This is a genomic window from Pseudoalteromonas sp. SG43-3 (assembly GCF_014164385.1).
GTDB lineage: Bacteria > Pseudomonadota > Gammaproteobacteria > Enterobacterales > Alteromonadaceae > Pseudoalteromonas > Pseudoalteromonas distincta.
On sequence record NZ_JACJFC010000016.1, the window covers coordinates 14554 to 39937 of the forward strand.

The following is a 25384-nucleotide window of genomic DNA, read 5'->3' on the forward strand; positions in this document are numbered from 1 at the left end:
CGAATGTTTAAGTTCATTTTCACTTTGTTAATTGCTTTGCAAAGTTTTGGCTCTTTTGCCACACAAGATAAAAAACTACCTATAGAGGTTTTTGCAGGCTTAAAAGATTTTAGCCAAGTGAAGCTATCTCCCAATGGTAAGAACCTCGCTTTTATAAGAAACCATCAAGGGACTTTAATCTTAATGGTTAAAAACTTGGAGACGGGGGTTACAACACCAATTATAAACTCAAATAACCATACAGTGTTTTTTGATTGGTATAACTGGGCAAATGATGACGTACTGTTACTTGGTGCTCGCTATATAAAATATCAGTTTGGCGGAGTCAAATATACATCAACGCTTATGTATGCGTATAACTTTAAAAATGATAAAGGTCTTAAATTAGCTTTTAAAGCCAACACAGTAAGAGATGAAATCCAGCCACAATATTCAGACCGAATTGTTAGTTTTTTACCTGAAAAAGAGAATAAAATTTTAGTTCAAGGGGATTTTAAAATAGCAAATACCCCAGCAGTTTATGAGTTAGATTTAACCACATTACGTAAGACACAAATACAAAGACCACGCAGTAATGTAGTTACTTGGTTTGCCGACAGGCAAGGTAAAGTTCGTATTGCAAAAAAAATGGACGATACGCAATTTACTTACGATTATTTTGATGAGAATAAACAGTCGTGGGAAACTTTATTTGATTATGAGGTTTTTAGTAAGCAAAGTATTTCTATATTAGGGTTTGATAAAGACTCTAATTTTTTATACATCACTGCGTTACATGAAGGGCGCGATGCATTATTTAAACTCAATTTAACGACTAAAGCTCGCGAGCTAATTTACAGTAATAGTAAATATGATTTTGATGGGTCTATTTTTTATTCACAACAAACTGGCGAAGTTGCAGGCTTTACTGATTCACATTTAGATGATGGTATTAAATATTGGGATAAAGACTTAGATAAATTACATCGTTCTTTGCGCGTATCGCTCCCTAAAGATGAATATAAATTAGACATTGTAAGTACTAGTAAAGATCAGCAAAAATATATACTCTATATCAGCTCAGACAAAACGTCGGGTAGTTATTTATTTGGGGATAGAGTAAAAAAGCAGGTGAGTGCAATTGCTGATGTTTATCCGCAAATAGATGCCTCTGTATACAGAGGCAAAAAGCGCATTAGCTACAAGGCAAGAGATGGCTTGAAAATAGAAGGCTATCTAACTCTACCAGTAGAATATAAAGAAGGTGATAAGTTACCAACAATTATATTTCCACATGGCGGCCCCATGGCAAGGGATTATGCTAATTTTGATTACTGGACAGCTTTATTAGCCTATAACGGATATGCTGTTTTACAGCCTAATTTCCGTGGTTCGAGTGGCTATGGGCACGACTTTTTAATGCAGTCAATTCAAGGTTTTGGTTTGGCTATGCAAGATGACTTGCAAGACGGTGCAAACTGGTTAATTGACCAAGGAATAGCACAAGCAGATAGCATTTGTATTGGTGGTGCTAGCTATGGTGGCTATGCAGCGTTAATGGCTGTAATTAAGCACCCAGAAACGTTTAAATGTGCAGCTAGTTTTGCTGGGGTAAGTGATTTACAGTATTTAGTGAGTAAAGCACGACACTTTACAAACAAAAATATCGTTAGAAAGCAGTTTGGAACTGATGATGATTTACTAGAAGCTAATTCTCCAGTGAATTTTGCTAAAAAAATAACAAGACCAATATTGCTTGTACATGGAACTGACGACAGTGTGGTACCTGTTTATCATAGTAGAGAAATGCAGGATGAACTTGATGATGAAGCAAAAGATGTTACTTATATTGAGCTTGAGGATGGTGACCATTACTTATCTTATCAAGAACACAGAGTTAAAACTCTTCAGGCATTTTTAGACTTTTTTGATAAACATTTGAAAAAATAAATAGCCAGACTCCAGTTAAATAGCAAAAAGACAACTTAGGTTGTCTTTTTTGATCACAATCTTCCTTTGTTTGTGCACATTGTTTGCACTTTTACTTGTTAACTTTGTTTTATTAAACGTTAAAGTAAAGGTTCAAGCATTGAAAACACTTCTTAAAACAAAAGCTGCTAATGCAACTAAGTTATTTGCGTTAAGTGCGCTTTGTATCGCTTTAAGCGCATGTAATAGCGATTCAACAAGTACTGCAACAGACGGCGATACAGTCAGTAATAGTGTTCCAACGGTTGATGCTGGTATTGACCAAACTGTTAATGCGGGCGATACCGTTTATTTAAGTTCAACGGTTGAAGATGACGGTGAAGTATCGGTTAGTTGGTCGCAAACATCAGGCACTACCGTTAGTTTATCTTCAAGTACTGCAACGTCTACAGAGTTTGTTGCACCTGAAGTTTTAACCGATGAAGCACTTGTATTTGAAATTAGTGCAGATGATGGCACAAACGATGTCGTTGTAGATACAGTTATAGTTAATGTTATTGCTTCATCAGACTCAGATACAGTTGATAATAGTGCAAAACTTACCAGCTGGTTAATTAACAACGATACAACTTCTACATACATACAAAATAATGGTGCAGTGGTTGAAGATGTTCAATCAGTTGAGGTTGTTAGCGTTACTGAGGAAGATGCTGACGTTGAATACATGTATGTGCAAACTACTGACATTCCTAAATATGATGTAACGCTTACACAAGACCAAGTAGACGCGTTAAATAACCGCCCGCGTGCAGCTACCGATTTTTATAACGGTGTAACTTCTGCAGCAGTAGGGCAAACCATTTCCTTTGGTGAAGATATTGGCTATAACAGCAGCACTGAAAACTGTGATGACACAGGCGGTGCAGGTTATTGGCCTCCAGGACCGGGTTGCCCAACAGAACAAGCGGTTGAAGCATATTTTCCGCTAACACCTACCGATTTATCTGACGCTGAAACTTGCGAAACAGGTTTAGGTACAGTTGGCTTAATGGTTAATGGCACCAGTATATTTAACTGGGGCGATGGTATGAGCTACGGAAATAATATTTGGTATACATTAGCGCCCATTGCTGAGCAATATGATGTTGATGTGTGTGGCGGACATGCTGCTAACGGTGAATATCATCACCATTTTTATACTAGTTGCTTAGCTGATTTACTCGAAGATGATGGCGATGCGCATTCACCTATCTATGGGTTTGCAGCTGATGGCTATCCACTTTACGGTCCTTATGAAAGTAACGGTCAACTTGCATTAAGTGGCTGGGAAATGCGAGATTACGGTGCACCTACAAGTGAAGGGGGTTGTGGTACTGAGGGTGAGCGAAGCTGTACCTTAGTTGATCAATACGATGTTAGCCAAGGTACACAAACAAGTGATGCAGGTCCTGCTATAGGTGCACAAGTAACGACGCTCTCTGGTAATACATTGAATGCCGACGATGGTTATTACTTTGAAGATTATTACTACGCGCAAAAAACAGTAACCGGTGCTCAATTAGATGAGCATAACGGCCACGATACTAATGATGGTAAGGGTTATCACTACCATATAACACTAACGTTAGACAGTGATGGTAAATTACAGCCTTCTTTTCCTTATCAAATAGGGCCTCGTTTTAAAGGTCAATTAGCCGCTAATTCAATTGGTCGCTGTGATACTGGCGAAACAATGGGTCCACCACCGGGAATGTAAGGAGTAACTATGCGTTATTTTAAATACGCATTGATCCTAACAACTGCTGCGCTATTGAGCTTCAAGCTCTTTGCGCAGCAGGAAATGATGGATCATAGCCATATGCCTATAGCTGTGCCAAATGACACGCCAATCCCGGCATTAAGCCTTAAGTTATTAAAAGATAGTATGTCGGGTTATAACTTAATTTTAGATACACAGCGTTATGATTTGTCTGTGCCGCCAGAGGGCACGATGAACATGCAACAAATGATGGGCGTGACAACAAACCAAGACACCGGTTTTTTACAAGGTCATGCTCATTTATACATTAATGGGGTTAAAATACAGCGAATTTACGGACAAGCGTTGCATTTACCTGCTAACTTATTTAAAACTGGTATAAATACCGTATCGGTTACTTTAAATAATCATGGTCATATGTATTGGACCGCTCAAGGTAAAAAAATAGTTGCTACGCTGTATGTTAACGACCAAACCAAAGAGTTTATAACATACCGATTTGAGAGCTTTCCTAGCAAGGTTGAAAACACGCATTAATGAAAATTCATAATAAACTTTTTTTAATACTATTTAGTTTTACCTTTAGTGTTATTGCAGGGCTTGTGGTTCTTATACAGTGGAGCATAGGGCAAGGCGTAATTGATTTTGTTAATGCAAAAGAGGTGAAAGCGCTTGAACCACTTGTTGTGCAATTTGCAAAGCAATACGAACAAACACCCTCATGGGAGCATGTTGTCGGCAATGGCGAAAGCTTTAGAAAACGTGTTGAATCGCAATTAGAAAATAGCCAGTTTTTGCCTAGGCCACAAGAAGGCCCAGGTCCGCGTGGGCGAGTGATGCGACCACCGCCGCCAGATCATATTCGTTTAGAGGAAGATCGCCGCCCACCGCCAGAAAATATTGCTCACTACGCTTTGCTTGACGAAAATAAACAGCGAGTAGTGGGTAGATACCTCAGCGATTTAAAATATATAACAACCCCAATTATTGTTAACGATAAAATAGTGGGTTACTTAGCAGTTTCTAAAAGAGATAGCTTGGTTGATGGCTATGAGCTTGATTTTTTACAGCAGCAAACTAACTACTTATGGTTTATTGCTTTAGCTGCGGTATTGCTAACATTAATGGTTACTTTTTTATTGTCTCGTCACCTAGTAAGCCCTGTAAAGCAAATTGCTAACGGTATGCATCGCTTAACGCAAGGTAATTACGAGACCAAACTCAAACTTGAGCGAAAAGACGAGCTAGGACAGTTGAGCGAAGATTTTAATACGCTTGCATTTACACTCGCTAAAGATGAGCAAGTACGTAAGCGTTGGCTTGCTAATATTTCTCATGAGCTTAGGACGCCAATGAGTATTTTACTCGGTGAACTTGAAGCTATGCTACTTGGTATACGAGAACCGAACGCAAAAAATATAAGTTCGGCTAACGATGAAGCTTTGCATTTAAAACGCTTAATAGACGACTTGCATATGCTCAATAGCGCAGAGTTAGGAGGTATGCACTACACTATGCAACCTACTGATATGGCGTTATTATTAAATACTATTGAGCAAAAATATCAGGTTGTGCTTGAACAACATAATATAAAAATATACCTACTAAATAGCGCTAAACACATAACTGTACAAGCAGATAAAACACGCCTTTTGCAGCTACTCGATAATATTTTAATGAACGCAGTACACTATGCACAATGTACAACTATTTCTTTAACGGCTAATAATATAAGCATTAAAGGGCAAACTTATTTAGAGCTTATAATCGAAGATAATGGTGTCGGTGTAGAGCAATCGCATTTATCGCATTTATTTGAATATTTATACCGAGTAGATAGTTCGCGTAATCGCCAAGAGGGCGGTTCTGGCTTAGGTTTATCTATTTGCCAGCATATAGTTAAAGGTCATAAAGGTGAAATAGCTGCAGAAAAAGCCAGCTTAGGCGGCCTTGCTATTATTATTAGATTGCCAACTATTTAGCTTATAAAATAAAGTTAAGGTTACTTACAGAGATGCCTATGAGTGAACAAATACTAATTGTGGAAGATGAAGTAAAGCTAGCTAACTTAATGAGTGACTTTTTAAGCAGCCATCACTTTATTACTCATCAAATACATCACGGGAATGAAGTATTACCTTGGCTTGAAATTAACAGGCCGAGTGTAATCTTGCTAGACATAATGTTACCAGGTCAAAGTGGTATTGAACTGTGTAAAGCAATCAGGCGCTTTTCAAACGTGCCTATTATTATGGTATCGGCAAAAGTAGAAGAAATAGATAGGCTGCTTGGGCTGGAATTAGGTGCAGATGATTATATTTGTAAGCCGTTTAGTTATGCTGAGCTGGTGGCACGTGTAAAAGCTATTTTAAGGCGATTAAATAACGCAAGTGACGTTACAGAGTCAACAATGAAGCTTGACGAAAGCAGCTACAGCGTAAAATTTAAATCAAACAGTATAGAATTGACGAACTTTGAATTTCAACTATTTAAACCTTTGTTTAACAACCCAAATCGTATTTATTCGCGCGATAGCTTAATGGACACTATGTACGCCGATCAGCGTATTGTGAGCCATCGTACTATTGATAGCCATATTAAAAAGTTGCGTAAAAAACTAGATGAAGTGACACAAACTGAAAGTGTTATCCAGTCTGTTTATGGGGTTGGCTACCGGTTTGTGCATCCACAGTAAGGTGGAATGAGCTATGACGATGAGTTACTCATCGTCGTCAGCATTTTTAATTCGCTCTAAACGGTCAAACTCTTCGTATTCGGCAGCTTGAATTTCATCAAGAATAGAATCTACATCAGCAAGTTCGTCGCTGTCTTCAAATTCACCTGTAAGCGTTGAATTAGGCGTTAAATTGGCCTCTTCAAATAGTGCCCACATTTCTTTAGCGTATTGAGTTTTTAGTATACTTGGCGCAAATTCACCATAGTAGCGGCGTATGTTATTTACATCGCGTGCAAACATAGCTTGTGCACTGTTATTAGCTGAAGCGTTAACGGCTTGCGGTAAATCTATAATTACAGGGCCGTTATTATCTACAAGTACATTAAACTCAGATAAATCACCGTGTATTATACCAGCGCAAAGCATAAGCTTAATGTAATGTATCATGAGTTTATACTGCTCAATCGCTTGCTCTTCACTAAAAACGACATGTCCTAGTTGAGGGGCTACGTTACCATCTTCATCAGAGACGAGCTCCATAAGCAGCACGCCATCAATACAAAAGTAAGTATCAGGAACGCGTACACCCACGCTAGCTAAACGAGATAACGCATCAACTTCGGCATTTTGCCAAATTTCTTCTTCTAATTGGCGGCCATAGCTAGAGCGTTTACCCATTGCACGCGCTTGGCGTCCACCACGTACTTTTCGGCCTTCTTGATATTGTGCCGCTTTTTTAAAACTACGTTTAACCGCATCTTTATACACTTTCGCACAGCGAATATGTTCACCACAACGCACAATAAATACATCGGCTTCTTTACCGCTCATTAGTCGGCTTATTACTTCGTCAATAAGGCCATCATCAACAAGAGGTTGTAGGCGTTTAGGTATTTTCACAGATTGCCTGCTAAGTAGGGTTGGTTATTAATCATTATTTATGAAAGTGCTCTGTATTTGTTTGTTTAATTGGCTCAAGCAGTATATCAGCTTTGAGAATTAAGGGCAGTAACACTACTGCCAGAGAGTAATTAATCGTATTATTTTATTAGCTTATATATTGATTGCAAAGCAATCAACCAGAACTTTTTTGAATCATCAGTTTTTATTAAAAATAATTTATTACTTCCTCATTATTTGCACATTGTTTGCGTTTTTAAAGCGTAAGCTTAGTTTAATTCTTAAATACGAGGTTATTACTATGAAGCATTTTTCAACTCTTGCCACTGTGGCAATATTATCTATTGCTTTTTCAGCTAATGTAGCTGCTCGAGGCGGTGACAATCCTCCTGAAAAACCTGACTTTTCAACTATTGATACTGATGGTGATGGCGTAATTAGCTTTGAAGAGTTTAGTGCTAAAAAACCGCCGCACGGTGATGCACAAACAATTTTTGATTCTATAGATGCCGATGGTAATGGCGAAATTAGTGAACAAGAGCTTAGCGATCATAAACCACCTCGTCGTGAACGTTGAAAGGATACTAAAATGATTAATAATATTGGCAGCAGCTCTGCGAGTTTTGTGCCGCAACAAAGTAGTCAAGCTGCAAAATTAACAACAGAGCAAAGTGATTTTGTTAAAGAAACGCTTGCACAGTTTGATGCAGAAAACTTAACTAGCGACGATGCGCAAAGTATTCAAGCTGCATTTAAAGAACAAGGTATTGAACCAACAAAAGAGCTTGCTGATTTAATGGGCGAACTCGAGTTTGATGCTAAAAGCATTGGTGATGCAGGAAGAGCAGAAGGTCAAAGACCGCCGCCACCGCCACAAAACTCATTAGAATCAGTCGATACAGACGAGGTAGTGAGCTACTTAGATGAGCTCTTAACTGAGTATTCAAACCAGTTGTCTGATGAAGATAAAGAATCAATCCTTGCATCAGTGCAAGAGAAGTTTGGTTTAAGTGAAGGCGATTCACTGCTAAATGTAACTGCTTAGGTGTTATTACTTAGAGTAAAGCTGACTGTTACTCGAAAGTCTTAAGTCCAAAGCCCAACGGTTAATTCTGTTGGGCTTTTTTATTGGCTTAATTTAATCGTGTTTCTATTTTGCTGGTGCCATCTTCTTCGGTAAATTTAAATACAAAATCTTTTTTACCGTCTTGGTTTATATCTACCAGAAGAATATCTTTATTATTTTTAGGCAGCGTTAGCTTTAATTTTTTGCGTTTATCATTTAGCAGTGAGTCTTGCTCTCCATAATAAATATACAGCGTTTTTTTACTGTATTTGTATATCGCATCAATATAGCTATCGCCGTTAATGTCGCCTAAATAGAGAGCCGGTTCTGATTCATCGCCATTCATCCCCACTTCCATTTCTAAATCAAGTTCAATACTCGATTTATTGGCAAATGAGCCGTCGGGTTGCTGCTTATAAAGATTCATTTCTACATCTACATCAGTACTGCCACCGCCTAATGCCATAGAGGCGATAGTACCTAAGCCAATATCTAAGTCCATTTTTTGTAAATCAATTAAGCCATCATTATTAAAGTCAGTTTTGAGCAATAACTCACTAGGGCCCTGTGTTTCAAATAAGGTAATGGGCGTATTAGTAAAACCTTTAGCACTCCCTAGGTACAAAGTATGTGCTATTTTTATATCTAGCGAGTCCATACCTTGTGTAGGCTTAAACTGTCTGGTTGTAAAATCTAGAAATCCGTCGTTATTAATATCAATAATTTGCTTTATTTTGCGAGTCTCGCCATTGCTTAGCTCGCCTAGCTCAATGCTAAAATCAATTGAGGTAAGCTTTTGCTCAAAGCCCTCTGAATTAGCAAGTAGTACATCTGCTCCAAAGTCATTTGAAAAAACCAGGTCGTTTAATCCGTCGTGGTTAAAATCGATAACCACAGGTTTATTGTTAATATTAACTTCTAAAGAAAGCCCTTTTCCTGAAAAGCGGCCTTCATATTTAGGTATTTGCTTAAATTGGTTAGGCTTAAAGCTGCCATCTTTATTTTGAATGTATAAAGTACTGCTTGCTAACCCAGGAATGAAAATATCGCTTAGACCGTCATTGTTAGCATCGAAAACAAAGTCTACTTTTTCAAATTTATCTATTTTTAATTGATTAAGAACCGACTCATAATTAAACAACAATGTTGGTTTACCTGCTTGGGCTTTATATACGCCATCACTTGTTAGTACGAGTGCTTGTTTATCGGTGATGTTAGCAAGTGTTGCCACATCAAACCCGATGGCGTTTTTTGGTAAAGCAAGTTCACTACTAAGTGATGTAAGTAAATTGATGGCTTCTAATTGTTTTAATTCTTTATTATATGCAAATAAAATCTCTGAATCGGTTGATACTAATTCATCCGTTGTTTTTATTGCCATTGTTTGAGCTATAACGCTTATGGGGGTAAGTAAAGTGATGAGTGAATAGCAAAGTGGTTTTATCATGCAAATTCCTTTTTTATATTTAGTTGTATCATTAAAGTTTTTATTATTTAAGCAGCGTCAGCGCATAATTTTACCTACTATCCAGCGCTGGGGCTTTTTCGTTTAAACGTAATATACATATGTAAGTTGGATTATATTTAGCCTACGCTAATTACTATGTACTGGGTGTAAGTAATTGTAAGATTATGTTTTAGGGAGGGGCTGTTGACCTTTAAGGATTGAAACTTGTTCAATCTAAGGACGATTTAATCGCGGCGCGAGGTTTGTAATCTAGTAACAAAGAGTCTATCTCCATAGGCAGAGCCTTTGGGCAGCGCATGTTTGGCATTAATACTACGTTATCAACTATGTATGGTTAATAACCACACTTCATAGGCTCTGCCTTGCTTAAATACCAGACAGTCTACTGCAAATTCAACCTCAAAAAATAAACAGGCCCTAATAAGAAAGGTTGCGCATAACTCATATGGTAGCTAAGCGCTTTTAGAAGTGTTTGGTTATTAACTACATTGCTTATTTTGCTCATTTAAATAAGCATCTACAAAACCTACTTCCATCGGTTTTGAAAAGTAATAACCTTGTAGGTGAGATACACCAATTTTAGTGAGTGTGTTTGCTTGCTCAATAGTTTCAACGCCTTCTGCAACAACAGTAAAATCTAAAGTAGAGGCCATTTGTACAATTGCATGAATAATACTTAACCCTCTTTTATCCATATTTTGAATAAAGCTTCTGTCTATTTTTACTATATCGACACCAATATCAAGCATGCTTGATAGTGATGAGTAGCCTGTACCAAAATCATCAATTGAAATACAAAAGCCTTGTTTTTGTAGTGCTTTAACGGCTGTCAAAAATGTGAGTTTATCCTCGGCAAATACTGACTCAGTAATTTCTATGTGTAGGTTTTTAGGTTCTACCTGGTGGCGATTTACTATTTTTAATACCTTAGATACAAAATCAGGATCTTGTAGCTGAATAACCGATACGTTTACGCTTATAGCAATTTGTGGTTGTAAGTGACTTAATTTTGTTGCTTGTATACATGCCTGTTCTATTACCCAAATACCTAACTCGGTTATTAAACCGTATTGCTCGGCAATAGCTATAAATTCATCAGGGAAAATATTTTCACCATCTAGTTGCCAGCGTAATAATGATTCAAAAGAGGTTACTTTTGAGGTTTTGCTATCAACAATTGGTTGAAATACTAGCCTTAAACTATTTTCTTCTATGGCACTGGCTAGGCGTTGACTCAAAAGATACTCTCTTTCTTGTATTAATTTGAGTGAATCGTTATAAATATTGATATTGCCTTTCGCGATGCGTTTTTGGTGATACATTGCAGTATCAGCAGAGCGAATTAAAGTATTAAAATCACTCCCGTGCTCAGGATACATGGCAATACCAATAGTTGCAGATACCCATTTTTGATATTTATATGTTTCATGCTCGGCACCAATGCTTTGAAGTACTTTATCTGCAAACTCGATAAGCTCAGCTTGTTTTTGATACGTTGCTAAAATTAAAAACTCATCCCCGCCCCATCGGCATTTAAATAGCTGTTGATTGCATACATTACTAATTCTTCGTGCTATTTCTTTTAATACTTTATCGCCTACTTTATGACCCAATGAATCATTTATTTGTTTAAATCCATCTAAATCTACGAATAATAAAGCAAAGGGTTCTTGAGGGTTGTCTGCTAGTTGTCTGTTTGCATTTTTTAAAAATGCGGTTCGGTTTAATAGATTTGTAAGTGGATCGGTATTAGACAGGTGGTAAATTTCTTCAGTGCGTTGCTCAACCTTGTTTTCCATTTCATTAAGCAGCTCTCTGTTTTGGTTTTTGAGCTTGATTGCGCTGTGTGTAAATGTGGCTGATTTGTACGATGAAGCCACCATAATAGCAGTAAATGCTAGGCCTAAAATACCGAGGACAGAGTTGTAGTTTTCGTTAGAAAAGGTTAATAAAAAAGAGTAGGGCGCCAGTAAAATAATGCTATAGAGTACAGCGGTTACTCGACTTCCTGAAAGCAGATTTGCAGAGCCTCCTGCAAAGGCAGATAAAATAGCAATCGTGGTTGTCGTCTCTATTGCTGATGAGGTGCTATGAAACCAAAGTGCATACCCACACCACGATAGCGCAGTTAAAATACACCCGGTTGAAAATCTTTTTGAGTATGTGTCAGCATTAAATAACGGGCTATCCTTTTTGGTTTTATAAAACCACATTACATCAATAGCGCGAGCTGCTAATAAGACAACCATAATGCTTAGCCAAATACTTTTTTCGTAGGATATTTTCTGGTTATTTAAATCAAAAGCAAACACTAATATAAAACTGACTACAATGGAAATGGCAATGCCAGAGATGGCATTAGAGTATAAAATTTTAACGGTTTCCCTGCGTTCTTCACTATTTAGATTTTTATATGGCACTAAGTAAAACCTTATACAAAAGTCACTCCAACTAGCGATGGAGAAACGTTCAAGAAATACTGCAAATATTTCAGATGAACAAAAGCGTATTAAACATCGATTAGTTAGGCTCTAATCCTGAGTATAAGAATAAATATAGTTTATGAAAGCAAAAAAAAAAGCTAGCACAGTAAAAAGGCTCATAATAAATAATCATTATGAGCCTTAAAATTATTAAGCAGGTTAAAGTGTTAACGACTTTACTTGCTGTTTAGTAGATTTAACCTTCGAAATCACTATCGTTATGGCGCTCTGCCATTTGATCTTCTTCAGGGCCCCATGTGCGATTTACGCGGCGGCCGCGCTTTACAGCAGGGCGATCAGCAACTTGTTTTGCCCAACGAACAACATGAGTGTATGAGGCAACATCTAAAAATTCAGCTGCATCATATAAGTCGCCTAAAACAAGCGAGCCATACCAAGGCCAAATTGCAATATCGGCAATTGAGTATTCATCACCCGCCATGTATTCATTTTCGCTTAAATGACGATTTAACACGTCAAGTTGGCGTTTAGTTTCCATGGTAAAACGATCAATAGGGTATTGCATTTTACTTGGTGCGTAGCTATAAAAGTGACCAAACCCACCACCTAAATATGGCGCTGAGCCCATTTGCCAAAATAGCCAGTTACGACACTGCGTTTTAGCTTTCAAATCCTTAGGGATGAGTACATCAAATTTTTCAGCCAAATACTGTAAAATAGAACCCGATTCAAAAACGCGAGTAGGTGGTGTGGTTGAATGATCCATTAGCGCTGGGATTTTTGAGTTTGGATTAATATCAACAAAGTCAGATCCAAACTGATCGCCATCACCTATGTTTATTAAATATGCGTCATAGTCTGCATCGGTGCAACCAAGCTGTAAAAGCTCTTCAAACATGATTGTAGCTTTTTGGCCATTTGGCGTAGCAAGAGAATAAAGCTGAAATGCGTGCTCGCCAATAGGTAGAGTTTTGTCATGAGTCGCGCCTGCAATTGGGCGGTTAATGCTGGCAAATTTACCGCCACTTTCACTTTCCCACGTCCATACTTTTGGTGGCGTGTATTCGTTTTGATCGCTCATAAATAACCTCAATGTTAAATGGAAATGTTTAATACTTACTCATAAATGTGGCCATAAAAAATTAATTAAAGGCCCTAAATATTTAATTTACCGACCTTTTAATTTATCGGCTTTTGCTAATCTATAACCTAAAAACAACCCGCTTAGCGCTCCAAATAAATGGCTTTCAAACGATACATGATAGCGCTGAGGTAAAACACCCCATATAAAACCGCTATAAAGTATAGCCACTACAACTGCAATTATAATTGATTTTAATGAGCGTCTTACTAAGCCGTAGCATAGAATAAAGCCCCATAAACCATATATAACACCGCTTAAACCAACATGTATGTTACTGCGCCCAAATGCCCAAACTAAAAGTCCACCGACTAGAGCGGTAAAAATAAATACGTTATAAAAACGTTTTACGCTGTACTGGCAAATTAGCCAACTTAATACTACAAATGGGATCATATTACTGGCAAAGTGCCACCAGCTACCATGTAAAAAAGGTGCGCATAGTATGCCAATTAATCCTTGGATACTGCGTGGATATATGCCTAAACCATTAAGATTTATGCCAGGTAGACTATTGATCACTTGTAGTACGAAGCAAATAACAACAATACTAAATATTGCGAAACGGGTACTAGTTAGTAATGACAGTGTGGTTGGCTTGGTTGCCATATAATCGCCCTAATTGACTTTAAGAGTTGCCAGTATAGGAATTGTATTTGCTAATGAAAAGCAATTAAAAAAGCACAGCATAAAATGCTGTGCTTAATTTTAATTATTACTCACTATTAACCTAATTTAGTTAATAGTTTTTTTGCAGCTAGTTCAGAGCTTGCTGGGTTTTGGCCGGTAATTACTAAACCGTCTTCTAGTGCTAATACACCCCAGTCGTCAGTTTTTTGATAATCGCCACCTTTTTTGATTAGCTCGTCTTCAACTAAAAATGGCACGATATCGGTAAGTTGCACTGCAGCTTCTTCAGAGTTAGTAAAACCAGTTACTTTTTTACCCGCTACTAGTGCATTGCCATCGGCATCTTTAACATTTAAAAATGCAGCACTTGCATGACATACCGCAGCAACAGGTTTTTGCTCTTTTACAAAGCTTTCGATAAGAGAGATTGAATCTGTGTTGTCAACCAAGTCCCATAATGGGCCGTGGCCGCCTGGGTAAAATACAGCGTCAAAATCGCTAGATTTTACTTCACTCAACACTTTAGTGTTTGCCATTAATGTTTGCGCCGCGCTATCGGCGTCGTAACGTTTTGTTGCATCTGTTTGAAAATCGGCAAGTGTACTTGTCGGATCAATGGGTGGTTGGCCGCCAGCTGGAGACGCTAATGTTACTTCAACGCCTGCATCAACGAAGGCGTAATAAGGGGCTGCAAATTCTTCTACCCAAAAACCTGTTTTTTCGCCAGTGTTACCAAGTTCTGCGTGAGATGTAAGAACCATAAGTACTTTTTTAGACATTGAATATATTCCTTCTGATGATTTGAATTAGTTTATCTTGCTTACCAATTACTATATGCACTAACACTGCTTTAAACAACGATGATAAATTTAACTTTATTGGTTTAATAATTGATACAATAAAAAGGTTGAATTTAAAACACACTACGGAGCATTTATGAAAGTGTCGTTTGAGCAGTTAAAGAGCATGGTTGTATTTGCACAAATTGTAGAGCAGGGCAGCTTAACCGCTGCTGCCAAACAGCTAGGGCTTACGCGAGCAGTTGCAAGTTATCATTTAAAAAAATTAGAAACGCAGCTTGAAGTTACTTTACTAAATCGCTCAACCCGTACCATGGCGCTCACTGAAGCGGGCATTGCTTATTATGAGCGTTGTAGAATAATTACCGAACAAGCTAATGCGGCTAATCAGCAAATAGAAAATATAAAGAGCGAGCCACAAGGTTTACTTAAAATTAGTTGCCCAGTAAATGTGGGAATGCAGTTAATTGTGCCTGCAATAAATACGTTTAAGCGCCAATATCCTAAAATTCAAATAGACTTACAGCTTACTGACGATGTGGTTGATATTATTAAAAATGGGTTTGATTTTGCAATTAGGGGCGTGGCACTGAGTGACTCCAACTTGCAGGCAACCAAGCTGACTACAATGAGCACTTGTATTTGTGGCGCGCCGGAATACTTTGCACATTTTGGTAAACCTAAAACGCCTTTAGAGCTAGCAGAGCACCAATGGGTCGTTTATCAATTGGGCAGTAAAACATTAACCCTTCAAAAAGAGGGCAAAAAACACGAGATTACAATGCAAGGCGGCTTAAGCACTAACAATGCGGCGGCTCGTACTGCATTTGTAGAGGCAGGGCACGGGCTTGGCCGTATTCCGCTTTATGACGCGTGGCCTAAAGTACAAGCTGGGCTGCTAGAAATAATACTTGATGACTATAAAAGTAAAGATATAGTGCTTTATGGTGTGTTTCCGCCAGGGGCAGCAGGCTCTAAAAAACTTAGGCTGTTTATTGATTACTTAAAAGCGTATTTTGTAAAACAGCACACCGCGTTGGGCATGCTGAAAAACGTTTAAAAAGCGTTGTGTTAAAGCGTGCGGCTAAATAACGCAACAGCTTGCTGATACATAGTGATTGCAAGTGCGGCATCGTAGCGCTCGCCCTCATCACGCATAAACGCATGCTGCGCGTTTACTTCTTGCCATTGGTAGTTAATATCCGTAGCTACACATTGTTGATAAATTTTGCTACGGCCTTCCTTGGGCACATGTGGGTCTTGTTTACCCCAAATAAAGTGTATTTCGCCTTGAATATCGGCCATGCGTTCAAATGAGTTATTTCCCGCTTGAGCAGGCAAGGTATCACTATGAATATCGGTTGCGTATAAGCAAAATGCGGCTTTTATGTGTGGGTTTAACGCGGCTCTGTAAGCTAAATGCCCACCAATACATACACCCATAGCCCCAAGCGTACCTGTACAGTAATCTTGCTGTTTTACAAAGTCGATAAGCGCTTGTGTGTCGCTATCGTGGTGTTCAAGTGGCTTTTCCCACTTATCGGCATTGCCTTTATCTTTACCTGCATCGTCGTACGCAAGTACAGTGCCGATAGGGTTTAGCTCATGAAATACCTCAGGTACTAACACCACAAAACCATGGCTTGCTAAAATAGCGGCGCTGCGAGCAATTGGTGCTGTTTGCTGAAAAATTTCTGAGTAAAAAATAATAGCGGGATATTGGCCCTGTGCTTGCGGGCGGTAAACGGTGGTTCGCATTAAACCAGTGGGTGTGTTTAGGTCGGTATTATGGTGTTGGACTATCATAAAGCGCTCAGTTAAATAATTAATAAGGTTATGGTAACTGAGCGCAAAAAAATAAACGACTACTGATACTGGTTTTTTAAATGCTTGCTGGCATTTTATTACAACTAGCGTAATAACTTACCGTTGCTGGCCAATCAGAAAATATAGCCATAACGCCTACATCTTGTGCCAGTACATCAACAACTGTCATCATATCGCCATCGTTATCTATTACATCCGCTATTGATTGATAGTAATAACCACCGCCTTCGTTAAGTGGTCCTGAGCGCTCAAGGCTCCATGCTATAAGTTCAAGGCCTGCGGCTTTTGCATTAATAGCATATTGAGAAGGCACAATATCATTATTGTTATTGATACTTAACATCATCCAAATAGGGGGCGCTAAAATTTTAACGCCATCGGTAACCAGTTCTTCCATACTTGGCTGCCACGTATCTGGGTTACTTGGATCAAATCCCGCTTCGCTGTCGCGCCCATCTAAATAAACACTTTGATTAGCAAAGTCGGGGTTGTTATTTATCCAGTATTTAACATCATCAAGATTAAATGATTGCGGATAAACACGATTACTCGGTACATCTAATTGGGTGTATTCATCAAGCATTTTTTGAGCATATTGCTGCTGCGTCATGCCATCAAAAGGCATACTTACTTGCGGCGATTTAAGCTCCGGGGTCATTTTTACATCAAGCGCTTTAAACAATTCAATACTTTGCTTATGAGTCATTAAAGTACCGCTTGTGGCGTATAAATCTGTGCGCCAGCTGGGCGTGCCTTGCATGTATTCATCGACAGTAGTGGCTTGTGGATTAGCCCCATCCATTTTGCCTTCAAGCGTTAAAAACTCCGCTAAACTTATATCACTGGTACAACATTTAGCTGAAGCGGCAATACCACTTGCTGAGTCTGCGGGTGTAAAAGGGACGCTACATTTAGCAGCAAGCTCAGGAATGGCTAAAATATTAGTAGTGGTGTGTAAATCACATTGTGAATGGCGACACACTAGCTCTTTGTCGCTTGTAAATGTAACATCGCACTCAATAACACCCGCGCCCATTCGCGCGGCAGCAGTATAAGACTCTTTAGTGTGCTCTGGGTATTGCATAGGGGCGCCGCGATGCCCAATAGAAAAGTCGGTTTTATAAAAGGGGCCGTCTTTACACGATTCTAATTTAGTTTTTAAATCGCTCTGTGCCATATCATTAATAAGGTAATCGGCGCGAGTCCCTAATTGAATGTCTGGCGTATCGCCTTTTGCCACTTCAACAATAACAGGGGTAGGCACTTCGACAACTTCGACGATGGTGTTGGTAACAACAACGTCTTTTTCGACTACTTTTACATCGTCGTCGCAACCGCTTAGAAGCGTAAGTGCTAAAGAGCTCATTATTAGGGTGAGATGTTTCATGTTTGTTCCTTAACGTTATTTTCCTCAACCCTAACCAGATTTAATGACAAATTAGCTACATTGATGTGACGTTCTGTTTATTTGTACCTATTTGATTAATTATTAGGGCTGCCAGCATAATAGCCCCACCAATAGATAACCTTATAATGTCAGCATCTTTATTCCAAATTAATACATTAACTATAATCCCTGCTGGGATCAGCAAGTTATTCATTACCGCTAATGCGCCAACGTTCACTTTGGTTGCGCCTTTATTCCATAAAAAGTAACCAAGGCCCGATGCTACAACGCCTAAGTAAATCAGTATTCCCCATTGTGTAAACGTGCTTGGTAATTTATTTGAATTGCCAAATAACACATAACACATTGTAGCTACAATAAGCGCGCCTATAAAAAACCAGCCAAACACGGTTTTATCATCAAGTTTATTATTTGCCATTAAGCGTTTGTAAGTAACTTGCCCGGTCGCAAAGCTAAGGTTAGCGCCTTGAACGAGTAATAACCCCATAATGAAGTTACTATTTAAGTTTTCCCAGCGAATAGCCACAGCACCTAGCACGGCAATTAATGCGACTATAAAAAAGCGGGGGTTAAAGTGTTTGTTTAAGCCATCATTTAGAAGTGTAATGTAAAGCGGCGTCATTACTGTAAATAGCAGTACTTCTGGCACGGTTAAATATAAAAACGAATGGTAGTAAAAGCTGTACATTACGCCTAGCTGCACCGCGCCTATTAGCATAAGTTTAAGTGCAACGGGTTTTGGGGTATTTTTGAGTTTTAAAAAAGGTAAAAAAATAAGTGTTGCCAACGCTATACGTATTAAAACGCTAAACCATGCGTCAACTTGGCCTGCTAAATACACACCAATTAAACTAAACGAAAACGCCCAAAGCAAAGTGACTGCAAATAAGTACTGCATAACCATCATCTTTTAAAAAATATTGAGTTAAGTTTATCTGTTATAGGTGAGGGTATAAACAATAAAAGCCCGCAAGCGGGCTTTTATAAAAAGTGAGCTTAATAAACTAAGTTATTTACTCAACTAAACCACGGCGCTTAAGTAATGCGTCTGTAGTTGGTTTTTGGCCTCTAAACTCAATGTAGCTTTGCATTAAGTCGCGGCTATTACCTTTAGATAGGATTTCTTTACGAAAGTTGTCACCGTTTTCACGCGTTAAACCACCATTGTTTTCCATATGCGCAAATGCATCGGCTGCAAATACTTCAGTCCAAAGGTAGGCGTAGTAACCCGCAGAGTAACCACCGGCAAAAGTATGGCTAAAGTAGTTTGACTTATAACGCGGTGGTACAGGGTAGTAATCAATACCGTGTGCTTTTAGCGCATCGCTTTCAAACTTTTGTACATCGCTGATTTTTTTATCTGAACCAAACGAGTGCCATTCCATATCAAGTAAAGCAGCGGCTAAATATTCAGTGGTACCAAAACCTTGGTTGAATTTTTGCGAAGCGAGTACTTTATCAAGTAATGCTTTAGGAATTGGCTCACCTGTTTTGTAGTGCTTAGCGTAGTTAGCTAGTACTGTAGGCTCAATCATCCAATCTTCGTGTGCTTGTGATGGAAACTCAACAAAGTCACGGGCTGTAGCTGTACCCGCTAGGCTTGGGTATTTAACGTCTGAGAATAAACCGTGCGCCGCATGACCAAACTCATGGAACATAGTAGACACTTCATCGAAGGTCATTAGCGTTGGCTCGCCTGCCGCCGGTTTTGGAATGTTTTGTGCGTTGTAAATTACAGGTTTAGTGCCTTTTAAGCCACTTTGGCTAACGTATGCACTCATCCATGCACCGCCACGCTTACCTTCACGTGCATATGGGTCCATGTAAAATAAACCAATTGCACTGCCGTCAGCGTTAAATACTTCGTAGGCTGTTACATCTTCGTGATAAACCGGTAAGTCTTTGCGCTCTTTAAATGTAATACCGTAAAGTTTATTCATCGCAAAGAATAAACCATCGTGAATTACAGAGTTCATTTCAAAGTATGGCTTAACTAGCGCAGGATCTAGGTCGTATTTTTCAGCACGTACTTTTTCTGCATAAAAAGCCCAATCCCATGGTTTAAGCTCAAAGCTTTCGCCCGAATCGTTAATCACTTTTTGAATTGAAGCGGCTTCAATTTTAGCTTTTTCAACTGCTTTTGGTGCTAGGTCATCTAAAATGCCGTATACGTTATCAGTTGTTTGAGCCATACGCGAAGTCATTACATACGATGCCCAATCTTTAAAGCCTAGTAGTTCTGCTTTTTGAGCACGTAAGTTTGTTTCTTCAATAATAATTGGACCGTTGGTCTCGGCTGCACGGTTAGCTGATGCAGTAAAAATTTGCTCACGAAGTTCGCGGTTTTCAAGGCTTGATAAAATTGGCTGCTGTGTTGTGTTCACTAAAGTGACCATGTAGCCGTCTTTGCCTGCTTTTTTAGCTGCGGCTGCAAGGCCTGCAATTTCACCTTCAGAAAGGCCTGCAAGCTTAGATTTATCGGTAACTACAATTACATCTTCTTTAAACGATTTTAAAATGTTTTGAGAAAACGCAGTAGAAAGCTCTGCAAGTTGCGAGTTGATTTCACGCATTTTTACTTTTTCAGCGTCATTTAACTTTGCGCCGGCTTTTACAAATTGCTTGTAGTAAAAATCTACAAGGCGTTGATCTTCAGCGTTAAGCGAGTCTTTGTTGTCGTAAATTGTTTGTACGCGCTTAAATAATGCACCATTTAAGTAAATGTCATCAGAGTGAGCAGATAAAACCGGCGCCATTTTTTTACTTATACGCTGGTATTCGTCATCTGAAATTAAACCAGAAAGGTTATAAAATGCAGCCGATACACGGTTTAGTAGCTCGCCAGACATTTCCATTTCAACTAATGTATTTTTAAAAGTTGCAGGAGCTGGGTTGTTGGCAATAGCTTGTACTTGTGCAGTATGCTGAGCAATACCTGCGTCAAAGCCGGCTTCGTAGTCTTTTGTACCAAACTTATCAAACTCTGGTGCCATGTACTGCAATGGGCTTGGTTTGAATAAAACATTGTTTGCGTTCATGTCTTGCACTTGTGCTGCGCTCTCTTTTGCCATGTCTTGAGGTTCGTTAGAAGAACAAGCCGATAGGATTAGGGCACTAGCAATAGTAGTGGCGATCAGGGTTTTACGCATAATAACTCCATAAAAAGATTAGCCGAAATAGGCTTTGCGAGTCGAAAAACCTAGTTAACTTATCAAATTTGGGGGTTTATACAATAAAGTTTATCGGTATTAAGCGGGATTTGAACGCAAATTAGCTAATAATTAGTATTAAGGTAGGTAAAAGTAGCTCTAAAATTAAACGTAAGAGCTACTTAATTATACGATTGTGTGTTTAAGAGGGGGGTTAGTTATAACCCAAAACAAATTTTCTTTCTGAGCCAAAGCTATTAGATTGCTGTCCAAACTCTTTATTAATAGTTGCTAGAGTTTGCTCTTGTTCGGCTAGCAAGCACAAAACTTTATTTCGGTAATCTAGGCTGCTTTCAAACAATTTTAAATCTACCTGCGGCTGCAAAGTAGCGAGTCTTTGATTTAGAGTAAGTTGTGTCATATGTGATCTCCAGTGCTTGTACACTATTTATATAGCACTCGGTGCAATAAAGAGTTAATAAATTGTTTATAAAATTCATATTGAACTTATTAACTTGGCGTTTTAGTTATATTATGACGTGCTAAGCTTAGCGAAAACTGAACCACACTTATTTTTAGTGAACAAATAACAATCAAAAAAAATATTGGGAACACTTATGACCCTCGAACAAATTAATCAATACTTAGCCTTTGTAATATTCACTTATAACGATGTGAATATTACAGTAGCAAAAGTAATTCAAGTGCCACTTATATTGTTTGCTATGTGGTTTGTAGTCACACGTATTGGCAAGCTTATTAAAAAAACATTACTCGCTAAAAAAATAAGCCAAGATGCAGTGCATTTGTTTACTCGCATTTACTTTATTTTAAGTATCGCAATTTTAATTTTTACATCGCTTGAAGTACTCAGCATCCCGCTTACGGCATTTGCTTTCGTATCCGGTGCAATAGCCATTGGTGTAGGTTTTGGTGCGCAAAATATTATTAATAACTTTATCAGCGGTTGGATATTGATGTGGGAGCGCCCAATTCGCATTGGTGACTTTTTAGAGGTAGGTAACGCAAAGGGCGTAGTTGAAACTATTAATACGCGTTCTACACGTATTCGCCGAAATGACGGCGTACATATGCTTATACCTAATTCTCAATTGCTCGAAAATACAGTAACAAACTGGACGCTGATAGATGGCAATGCACGCTCATCGGTCAGTGTCGGCGTTGCGTATGGTTCAGACGTTATACTGGTTAAAAAGCTTATCCAGCAAGTGCTTGATGATCATGATGCAATATTGGTTAATCCAAAGTCATCAGTGTTATTTGATGACTTTGCAGATAGCTCGCTTGTATTTAATGCTATTTTTTGGGTATGCGCCGAGTCTGAAACCATGCTTAGAAAAGTGCGCAGTGATATTCGTTTTAGTATTTATGCTGTATTTGAAGAGCATGATGTAGTGATTGCGTTTCCACAGCGCGATATTCATATAGATGGTGAAATTGCTTTTAAAAGGTCGTAGTTCTAATAAAAAAAGTCGCTTGCGGGTGACTTTTTTTATGAGTAATCACAACGTTTCTATTTTGGGTTAATATGGAAGGTAATCCATTTTTCCTACTTCACTTCGCGATCTTCAATAAAGGACATATGTCCTCATTATTAGGTTTTTGCATCTAAATATTGATAAAAACACGTAATCTTGTAGTTAAATGTTGCAAAAAAGTTTCCATTTATGTTCATATTTATGCAGTAAAATTATTACACAATGGTATAATCTTAATCGTTCGTTCAGCCTTGTTACTCCGTTTTGTACTCTCGGTGATGAGGTCCGCGCGCCATATAGCAAGTCGCGAAAAATTGTACGAGCCCGCAATGAATACATTGCGCAACACAAAAAACCGTTGAACAAGAGTGCATACTAAAGGTTAATACCCGACATGAAATCATTAAAGAAATCTGCAATAGCGACAATTATTAACGCTGCACTACTATCTGCTGCTGGCACATCTATTTCAGCATTCGCCGCTGAAGAAGAAACGGCTAAAAAAAGCAATCAACTAGAAGTTATTCAAGTTACCGCCCGTAAACGCGTAGAAAATGCACAAGAAGTACCTGTAGCAGTATCTGCATTACAAGGTGATAACCTTGATGCATATAGCTCTGCAGGTATGGATATTCGCTTTTTAAATGCGAAAATTCCAAGTTTATCTATTGAGTCTTCATTTGGTCGTTCATTCCCACGCTTTTACGTTCGTGGTTTAGGTAATACCGATTTCGATTTGAATGCATCACAACCAGTATCACTTGTTGTTGATGAAGTAGTTCAAGAAAATGCAATTTTAAAAGGTTTCCCAGTATTTGATGTTGAACGCGTAGAAGTATTACGTGGTCCTCAAGGAACGCTATTTGGCCGTAACACGCCAGCTGGCCTTGTTAAGTTTGATACTGTTAAACCAAGCCAAGAATTTGATGGATATGGCTCTGTTTCATACGGTAGCCGTGGTGCTGTAGATACAAGTGGTGCTGTAGGTGGTGCTTTAACTGACCGTTTATCTGCTCGTGTTTCATTATTATGGCAAGACAAAGACGATTACATTGATAACCAAGCTCCAGGCTTTGAAGCTAAAGATGAGCAAGGTGGTTACACTGAAAAAGCGGCACGCGTTCAGTTTTTATATGAAGGCGATGATTTTACTGCTTTATTAAACTATCACACACGTGACTTAGATGGCTCACCAATTGCCTTTCGTGCAAATGTAATTAAAGCGGGTACTAATGAGCTAGTAGATAACTACGAAAATGATGTTGTTTATCAAGATGCGGCATCTCGCTCTACTCAACAAGTAGAATCGGAAGGTGCAAGCTTAAAGCTTGAGTGGGAACTTAAAAACCACACAATCACTTCTATTTCTGCATGGGAAAGTGCTGAAATTTATTCTCGCGCTGACATCGACGGCGGTTATGGTGCTTCTTATATTCCAGATTTCATGGGACCCGGTTTTATCCCTTTCTCTTCAGAAAGTGCTGATGGCATTCCAGATCACGACCAGTTGACGCAAGAGCTACGTTTATCTAGTAACTTTGATGGTGACTTAAATTATCAAGTAGGTGTATTTTACTTTGATGAAGAGCTAACGATTGAAAACTTCAGCTACGATACATTCTCAACACCTAATGCTGGTGCTTTAAATGGTTATGTTCGCCAACAACAAGACACAACTGCATGGGCTGTATTTGGTTCTGTAGATTATACTTTTTCAGATGATTTAAAAGTAACAGCGGGCCTTCGTTATTCTGATGATGATAAAGATTTTGTAGCTGATCGTACACTTAGCCCAATTGGTGGCGGTGCATTACTTGTAGAACGTGATGTTAGTGACGACCATGTTAGCTGGGATTTATCTGCAAACTATAAAGTAAACGATGATGTTAACTGGTACGGCCGTGTAGCAAACAGCTTCCGCGCACCTAGTTTACAAGGTCGTATTTTATTTGGTGATGACGTTACAACAGCTGAGTCAGAAACGGTAACATCGTACGAGACAGGTATTAAATCAGACGTGCTAGACGGCCAAGGCCGTGTAAATGCAACTGTATTTTACTACACGATGGACGACCAACAGCTTACTGCTGTAGGCGGTGGTGCTAACTTTAACCGTTTAGTTAATGCTGATAAAACGACTGGCTATGGTTTTGAGTTAGACTCGCAGTGGGTATTAAGCGATGAGTTTAATGCAACGTTTAACTTAAGCTACAATAAAACAGAAATTAAAGATAACGATTTAGCTGTCGCTGTTTGTGCTCAATGTACTGTAACTGACCCAATTAATGGTTCTGGTCTTGCTGTACTTGATGGTAATAGCTTACCGCATGCTCCTGAGTGGATCTCTAACTTTACGCTTCGCTACACTAAAGAACTTGCCGATGGTAATTTCTTCGCAAGCGGTGATATTTCTTATCGTAGTAAAATCAATATGTTCCTTTACGAATCAGTAGAGTTTGAAGGTAAAGAGCTTATTGAAACAGGTCTTCGTACAGGTTACACATGGTCTGAAGGCGATTACGAATACGAAGTTGCTGCGTTTGTTCGTAACTTATTTGACGAGCAACAAGTTATTGGCGCTGTAGATTTCAATAACAATACAGGTATTGTTAACGAAGAGCGTTATGTTGGTGCTGAATTTAAAGTTAACTTCTTCTAGAGATAACCTTAAATTATATTAATTTTTAAAAGCCTGCCTTGTGCAGGCT

Annotated in this window: 21 protein-coding genes; 10 read left to right on the forward strand and 11 right to left on the reverse strand. The window is 38.7% G+C overall.

The window, feature by feature from the left end; all coding sequences use genetic code 11:
* Nucleotides 1–3: 3 nt before the first annotated feature.
* From H5157_RS14650 to H5157_RS14670, 5 genes are all read left to right on the forward strand, one after another.
* Nucleotides 4–1929 (forward strand): S9 family peptidase, encoded by a 1926-nt coding sequence (locus H5157_RS14650; RefSeq protein ID WP_182715411.1) that lies wholly within the window; start codon nucleotides 4–6, stop codon nucleotides 1927–1929.
* 79 nt (nucleotides 1930–2008) lie between these two features.
* Nucleotides 2009–3664 carry a YHYH protein gene (locus tag H5157_RS14655; protein WP_182724993.1) on the forward strand — a complete coding sequence of 552 codons (1656 nt, stop codon included), beginning with the start codon at nucleotides 2009–2011 and terminating at the stop codon, nucleotides 3662–3664.
* 9 nt (nucleotides 3665–3673) lie between these two features.
* Nucleotides 3674–4204 (forward strand): hypothetical protein, encoded by a 531-nt coding sequence (locus H5157_RS14660; protein ID WP_024597033.1) that lies wholly within the window; start codon nucleotides 3674–3676, stop codon nucleotides 4202–4204.
* A complete protein-coding gene (locus tag H5157_RS14665; RefSeq protein ID WP_182721353.1) occupies nucleotides 4204–5649 on the forward strand; it encodes an ATP-binding protein in 1446 nt (481 codons plus the stop codon). Before H5157_RS14660 ends, H5157_RS14665 begins: the two co-directional genes overlap by 1 nt.
* Nucleotides 5650–5687: 38 nt before the next feature.
* Nucleotides 5688–6362 carry a response regulator gene (locus H5157_RS14670; protein ID WP_182695987.1) on the forward strand — a complete coding sequence of 225 codons (675 nt, stop codon included), beginning with the start codon at nucleotides 5688–5690 and terminating at the stop codon, nucleotides 6360–6362.
* A 24-nt stretch (nucleotides 6363–6386) separates the two neighbouring features.
* Here the strand turns inward: H5157_RS14670 and H5157_RS14675 are convergent, their stop codons facing one another.
* Nucleotides 6387–7244, reverse strand: coding sequence for a PA4780 family RIO1-like protein kinase (locus H5157_RS14675; protein WP_182196864.1), 858 nt, complete (start codon nucleotides 7242–7244; stop codon nucleotides 6387–6389).
* Nucleotides 7245–7545: 301 nt separating this feature from the next.
* Between H5157_RS14675 and H5157_RS14680 the strand changes: the two genes are divergently transcribed.
* Together H5157_RS14680 and H5157_RS14685 are read left to right on the forward strand one after the other, a co-directional pair.
* Nucleotides 7546–7821: an EF-hand domain-containing protein gene (locus H5157_RS14680; RefSeq protein ID WP_007581281.1), complete on the forward strand. Its 276-nt coding sequence runs from the start codon at nucleotides 7546–7548 to the stop codon at nucleotides 7819–7821.
* Nucleotides 7822–7833: 12 nt separating this feature from the next.
* The gene (locus H5157_RS14685; protein WP_024604676.1) at nucleotides 7834–8289 is read left to right on the forward strand and encodes a hypothetical protein; all 456 of its coding nucleotides are present in this window, start codon (nucleotides 7834–7836) and stop codon (nucleotides 8287–8289) included.
* A gap of 88 nt (nucleotides 8290–8377) precedes the next feature.
* On the opposite strand, the gene H5157_RS14690 is transcribed toward H5157_RS14685, so the two are convergent.
* The 5 genes from H5157_RS14690 to H5157_RS14710 all read right to left on the reverse strand — a co-directional run bounded on the left by H5157_RS14690 (nucleotide 8378) and on the right by H5157_RS14710 (nucleotide 14772).
* Entirely contained in the window at nucleotides 8378–9757 is a 1380-nt protein-coding gene (locus tag H5157_RS14690; protein WP_182724973.1) for a VCBS repeat-containing protein, read from the reverse strand.
* A gap of 500 nt (nucleotides 9758–10257) precedes the next feature.
* Nucleotides 10258–12198 carry an EAL domain-containing protein gene (locus H5157_RS14695; protein WP_182724974.1) on the reverse strand — a complete coding sequence of 647 codons (1941 nt, stop codon included), beginning with the start codon at nucleotides 12196–12198 and terminating at the stop codon, nucleotides 10258–10260.
* A 259-nt stretch (nucleotides 12199–12457) separates the two neighbouring features.
* Nucleotides 12458–13303: a glutathione-dependent disulfide-bond oxidoreductase gene (gene yghU / locus H5157_RS14700; protein ID WP_024597039.1), complete on the reverse strand. Its 846-nt coding sequence runs from the start codon at nucleotides 13301–13303 to the stop codon at nucleotides 12458–12460.
* Between the two features lie 87 nt (nucleotides 13304–13390).
* Nucleotides 13391–13972 carry a rhomboid family intramembrane serine protease gene (locus H5157_RS14705; protein ID WP_010555361.1) on the reverse strand — a complete coding sequence of 194 codons (582 nt, stop codon included), beginning with the start codon at nucleotides 13970–13972 and terminating at the stop codon, nucleotides 13391–13393.
* Between the two features lie 116 nt (nucleotides 13973–14088).
* A complete protein-coding gene (locus H5157_RS14710) occupies nucleotides 14089–14772 on the reverse strand; it encodes a type 1 glutamine amidotransferase domain-containing protein (RefSeq protein ID WP_024597040.1) in 684 nt (227 codons plus the stop codon).
* 157 nt (nucleotides 14773–14929) lie between these two features.
* Here H5157_RS14710 and H5157_RS14715 point away from each other — a divergent pair, with 157 nt between their 5' ends.
* A complete protein-coding gene (locus tag H5157_RS14715) occupies nucleotides 14930–15853 on the forward strand; it encodes a LysR family transcriptional regulator (protein ID WP_182724975.1) in 924 nt (307 codons plus the stop codon).
* An 11-nt stretch (nucleotides 15854–15864) separates the two neighbouring features.
* Here the strand turns inward: H5157_RS14715 and H5157_RS14720 are convergent, their stop codons facing one another.
* The 5 genes from H5157_RS14720 to H5157_RS14740 all read right to left on the reverse strand — a co-directional run bounded on the left by H5157_RS14720 (nucleotide 15865) and on the right by H5157_RS14740 (nucleotide 21598).
* Nucleotides 15865–16599 carry a dienelactone hydrolase family protein gene (locus H5157_RS14720; RefSeq protein WP_104642226.1) on the reverse strand — a complete coding sequence of 245 codons (735 nt, stop codon included), beginning with the start codon at nucleotides 16597–16599 and terminating at the stop codon, nucleotides 15865–15867.
* A 76-nt stretch (nucleotides 16600–16675) separates the two neighbouring features.
* Nucleotides 16676–18007 (reverse strand): glycerophosphodiester phosphodiesterase family protein, encoded by a 1332-nt coding sequence (locus H5157_RS14725; RefSeq protein WP_058547331.1) that lies wholly within the window; start codon nucleotides 18005–18007, stop codon nucleotides 16676–16678.
* Nucleotides 18008–18062: 55 nt separating this feature from the next.
* Nucleotides 18063–18926 (reverse strand): carboxylate/amino acid/amine transporter, encoded by an 864-nt coding sequence (locus H5157_RS14730; RefSeq protein WP_182724976.1) that lies wholly within the window; start codon nucleotides 18924–18926, stop codon nucleotides 18063–18065.
* 115 nt (nucleotides 18927–19041) lie between these two features.
* A complete protein-coding gene (locus H5157_RS14735; RefSeq protein WP_182724977.1) occupies nucleotides 19042–21177 on the reverse strand; it encodes a M3 family metallopeptidase in 2136 nt (711 codons plus the stop codon).
* A 214-nt stretch (nucleotides 21178–21391) separates the two neighbouring features.
* Nucleotides 21392–21598, reverse strand: a complete 207-nt coding sequence (locus tag H5157_RS14740; RefSeq protein WP_058547334.1) for a hypothetical protein — start codon at nucleotides 21596–21598, stop codon at nucleotides 21392–21394.
* Between the two features lie 196 nt (nucleotides 21599–21794).
* Here H5157_RS14740 and H5157_RS14745 point away from each other — a divergent pair, with 196 nt between their 5' ends.
* Together H5157_RS14745 and H5157_RS14750 are read left to right on the forward strand one after the other, a co-directional pair.
* The gene (locus H5157_RS14745; RefSeq protein WP_002958183.1) at nucleotides 21795–22655 is read left to right on the forward strand and encodes a mechanosensitive ion channel family protein; all 861 of its coding nucleotides are present in this window, start codon (nucleotides 21795–21797) and stop codon (nucleotides 22653–22655) included.
* A 415-nt stretch (nucleotides 22656–23070) separates the two neighbouring features.
* Entirely contained in the window at nucleotides 23071–25335 is a 2265-nt protein-coding gene (locus H5157_RS14750; protein ID WP_182724978.1) for a TonB-dependent receptor, read from the forward strand.
* The last annotated feature ends 49 nt before the right edge of the window (nucleotides 25336–25384 follow it).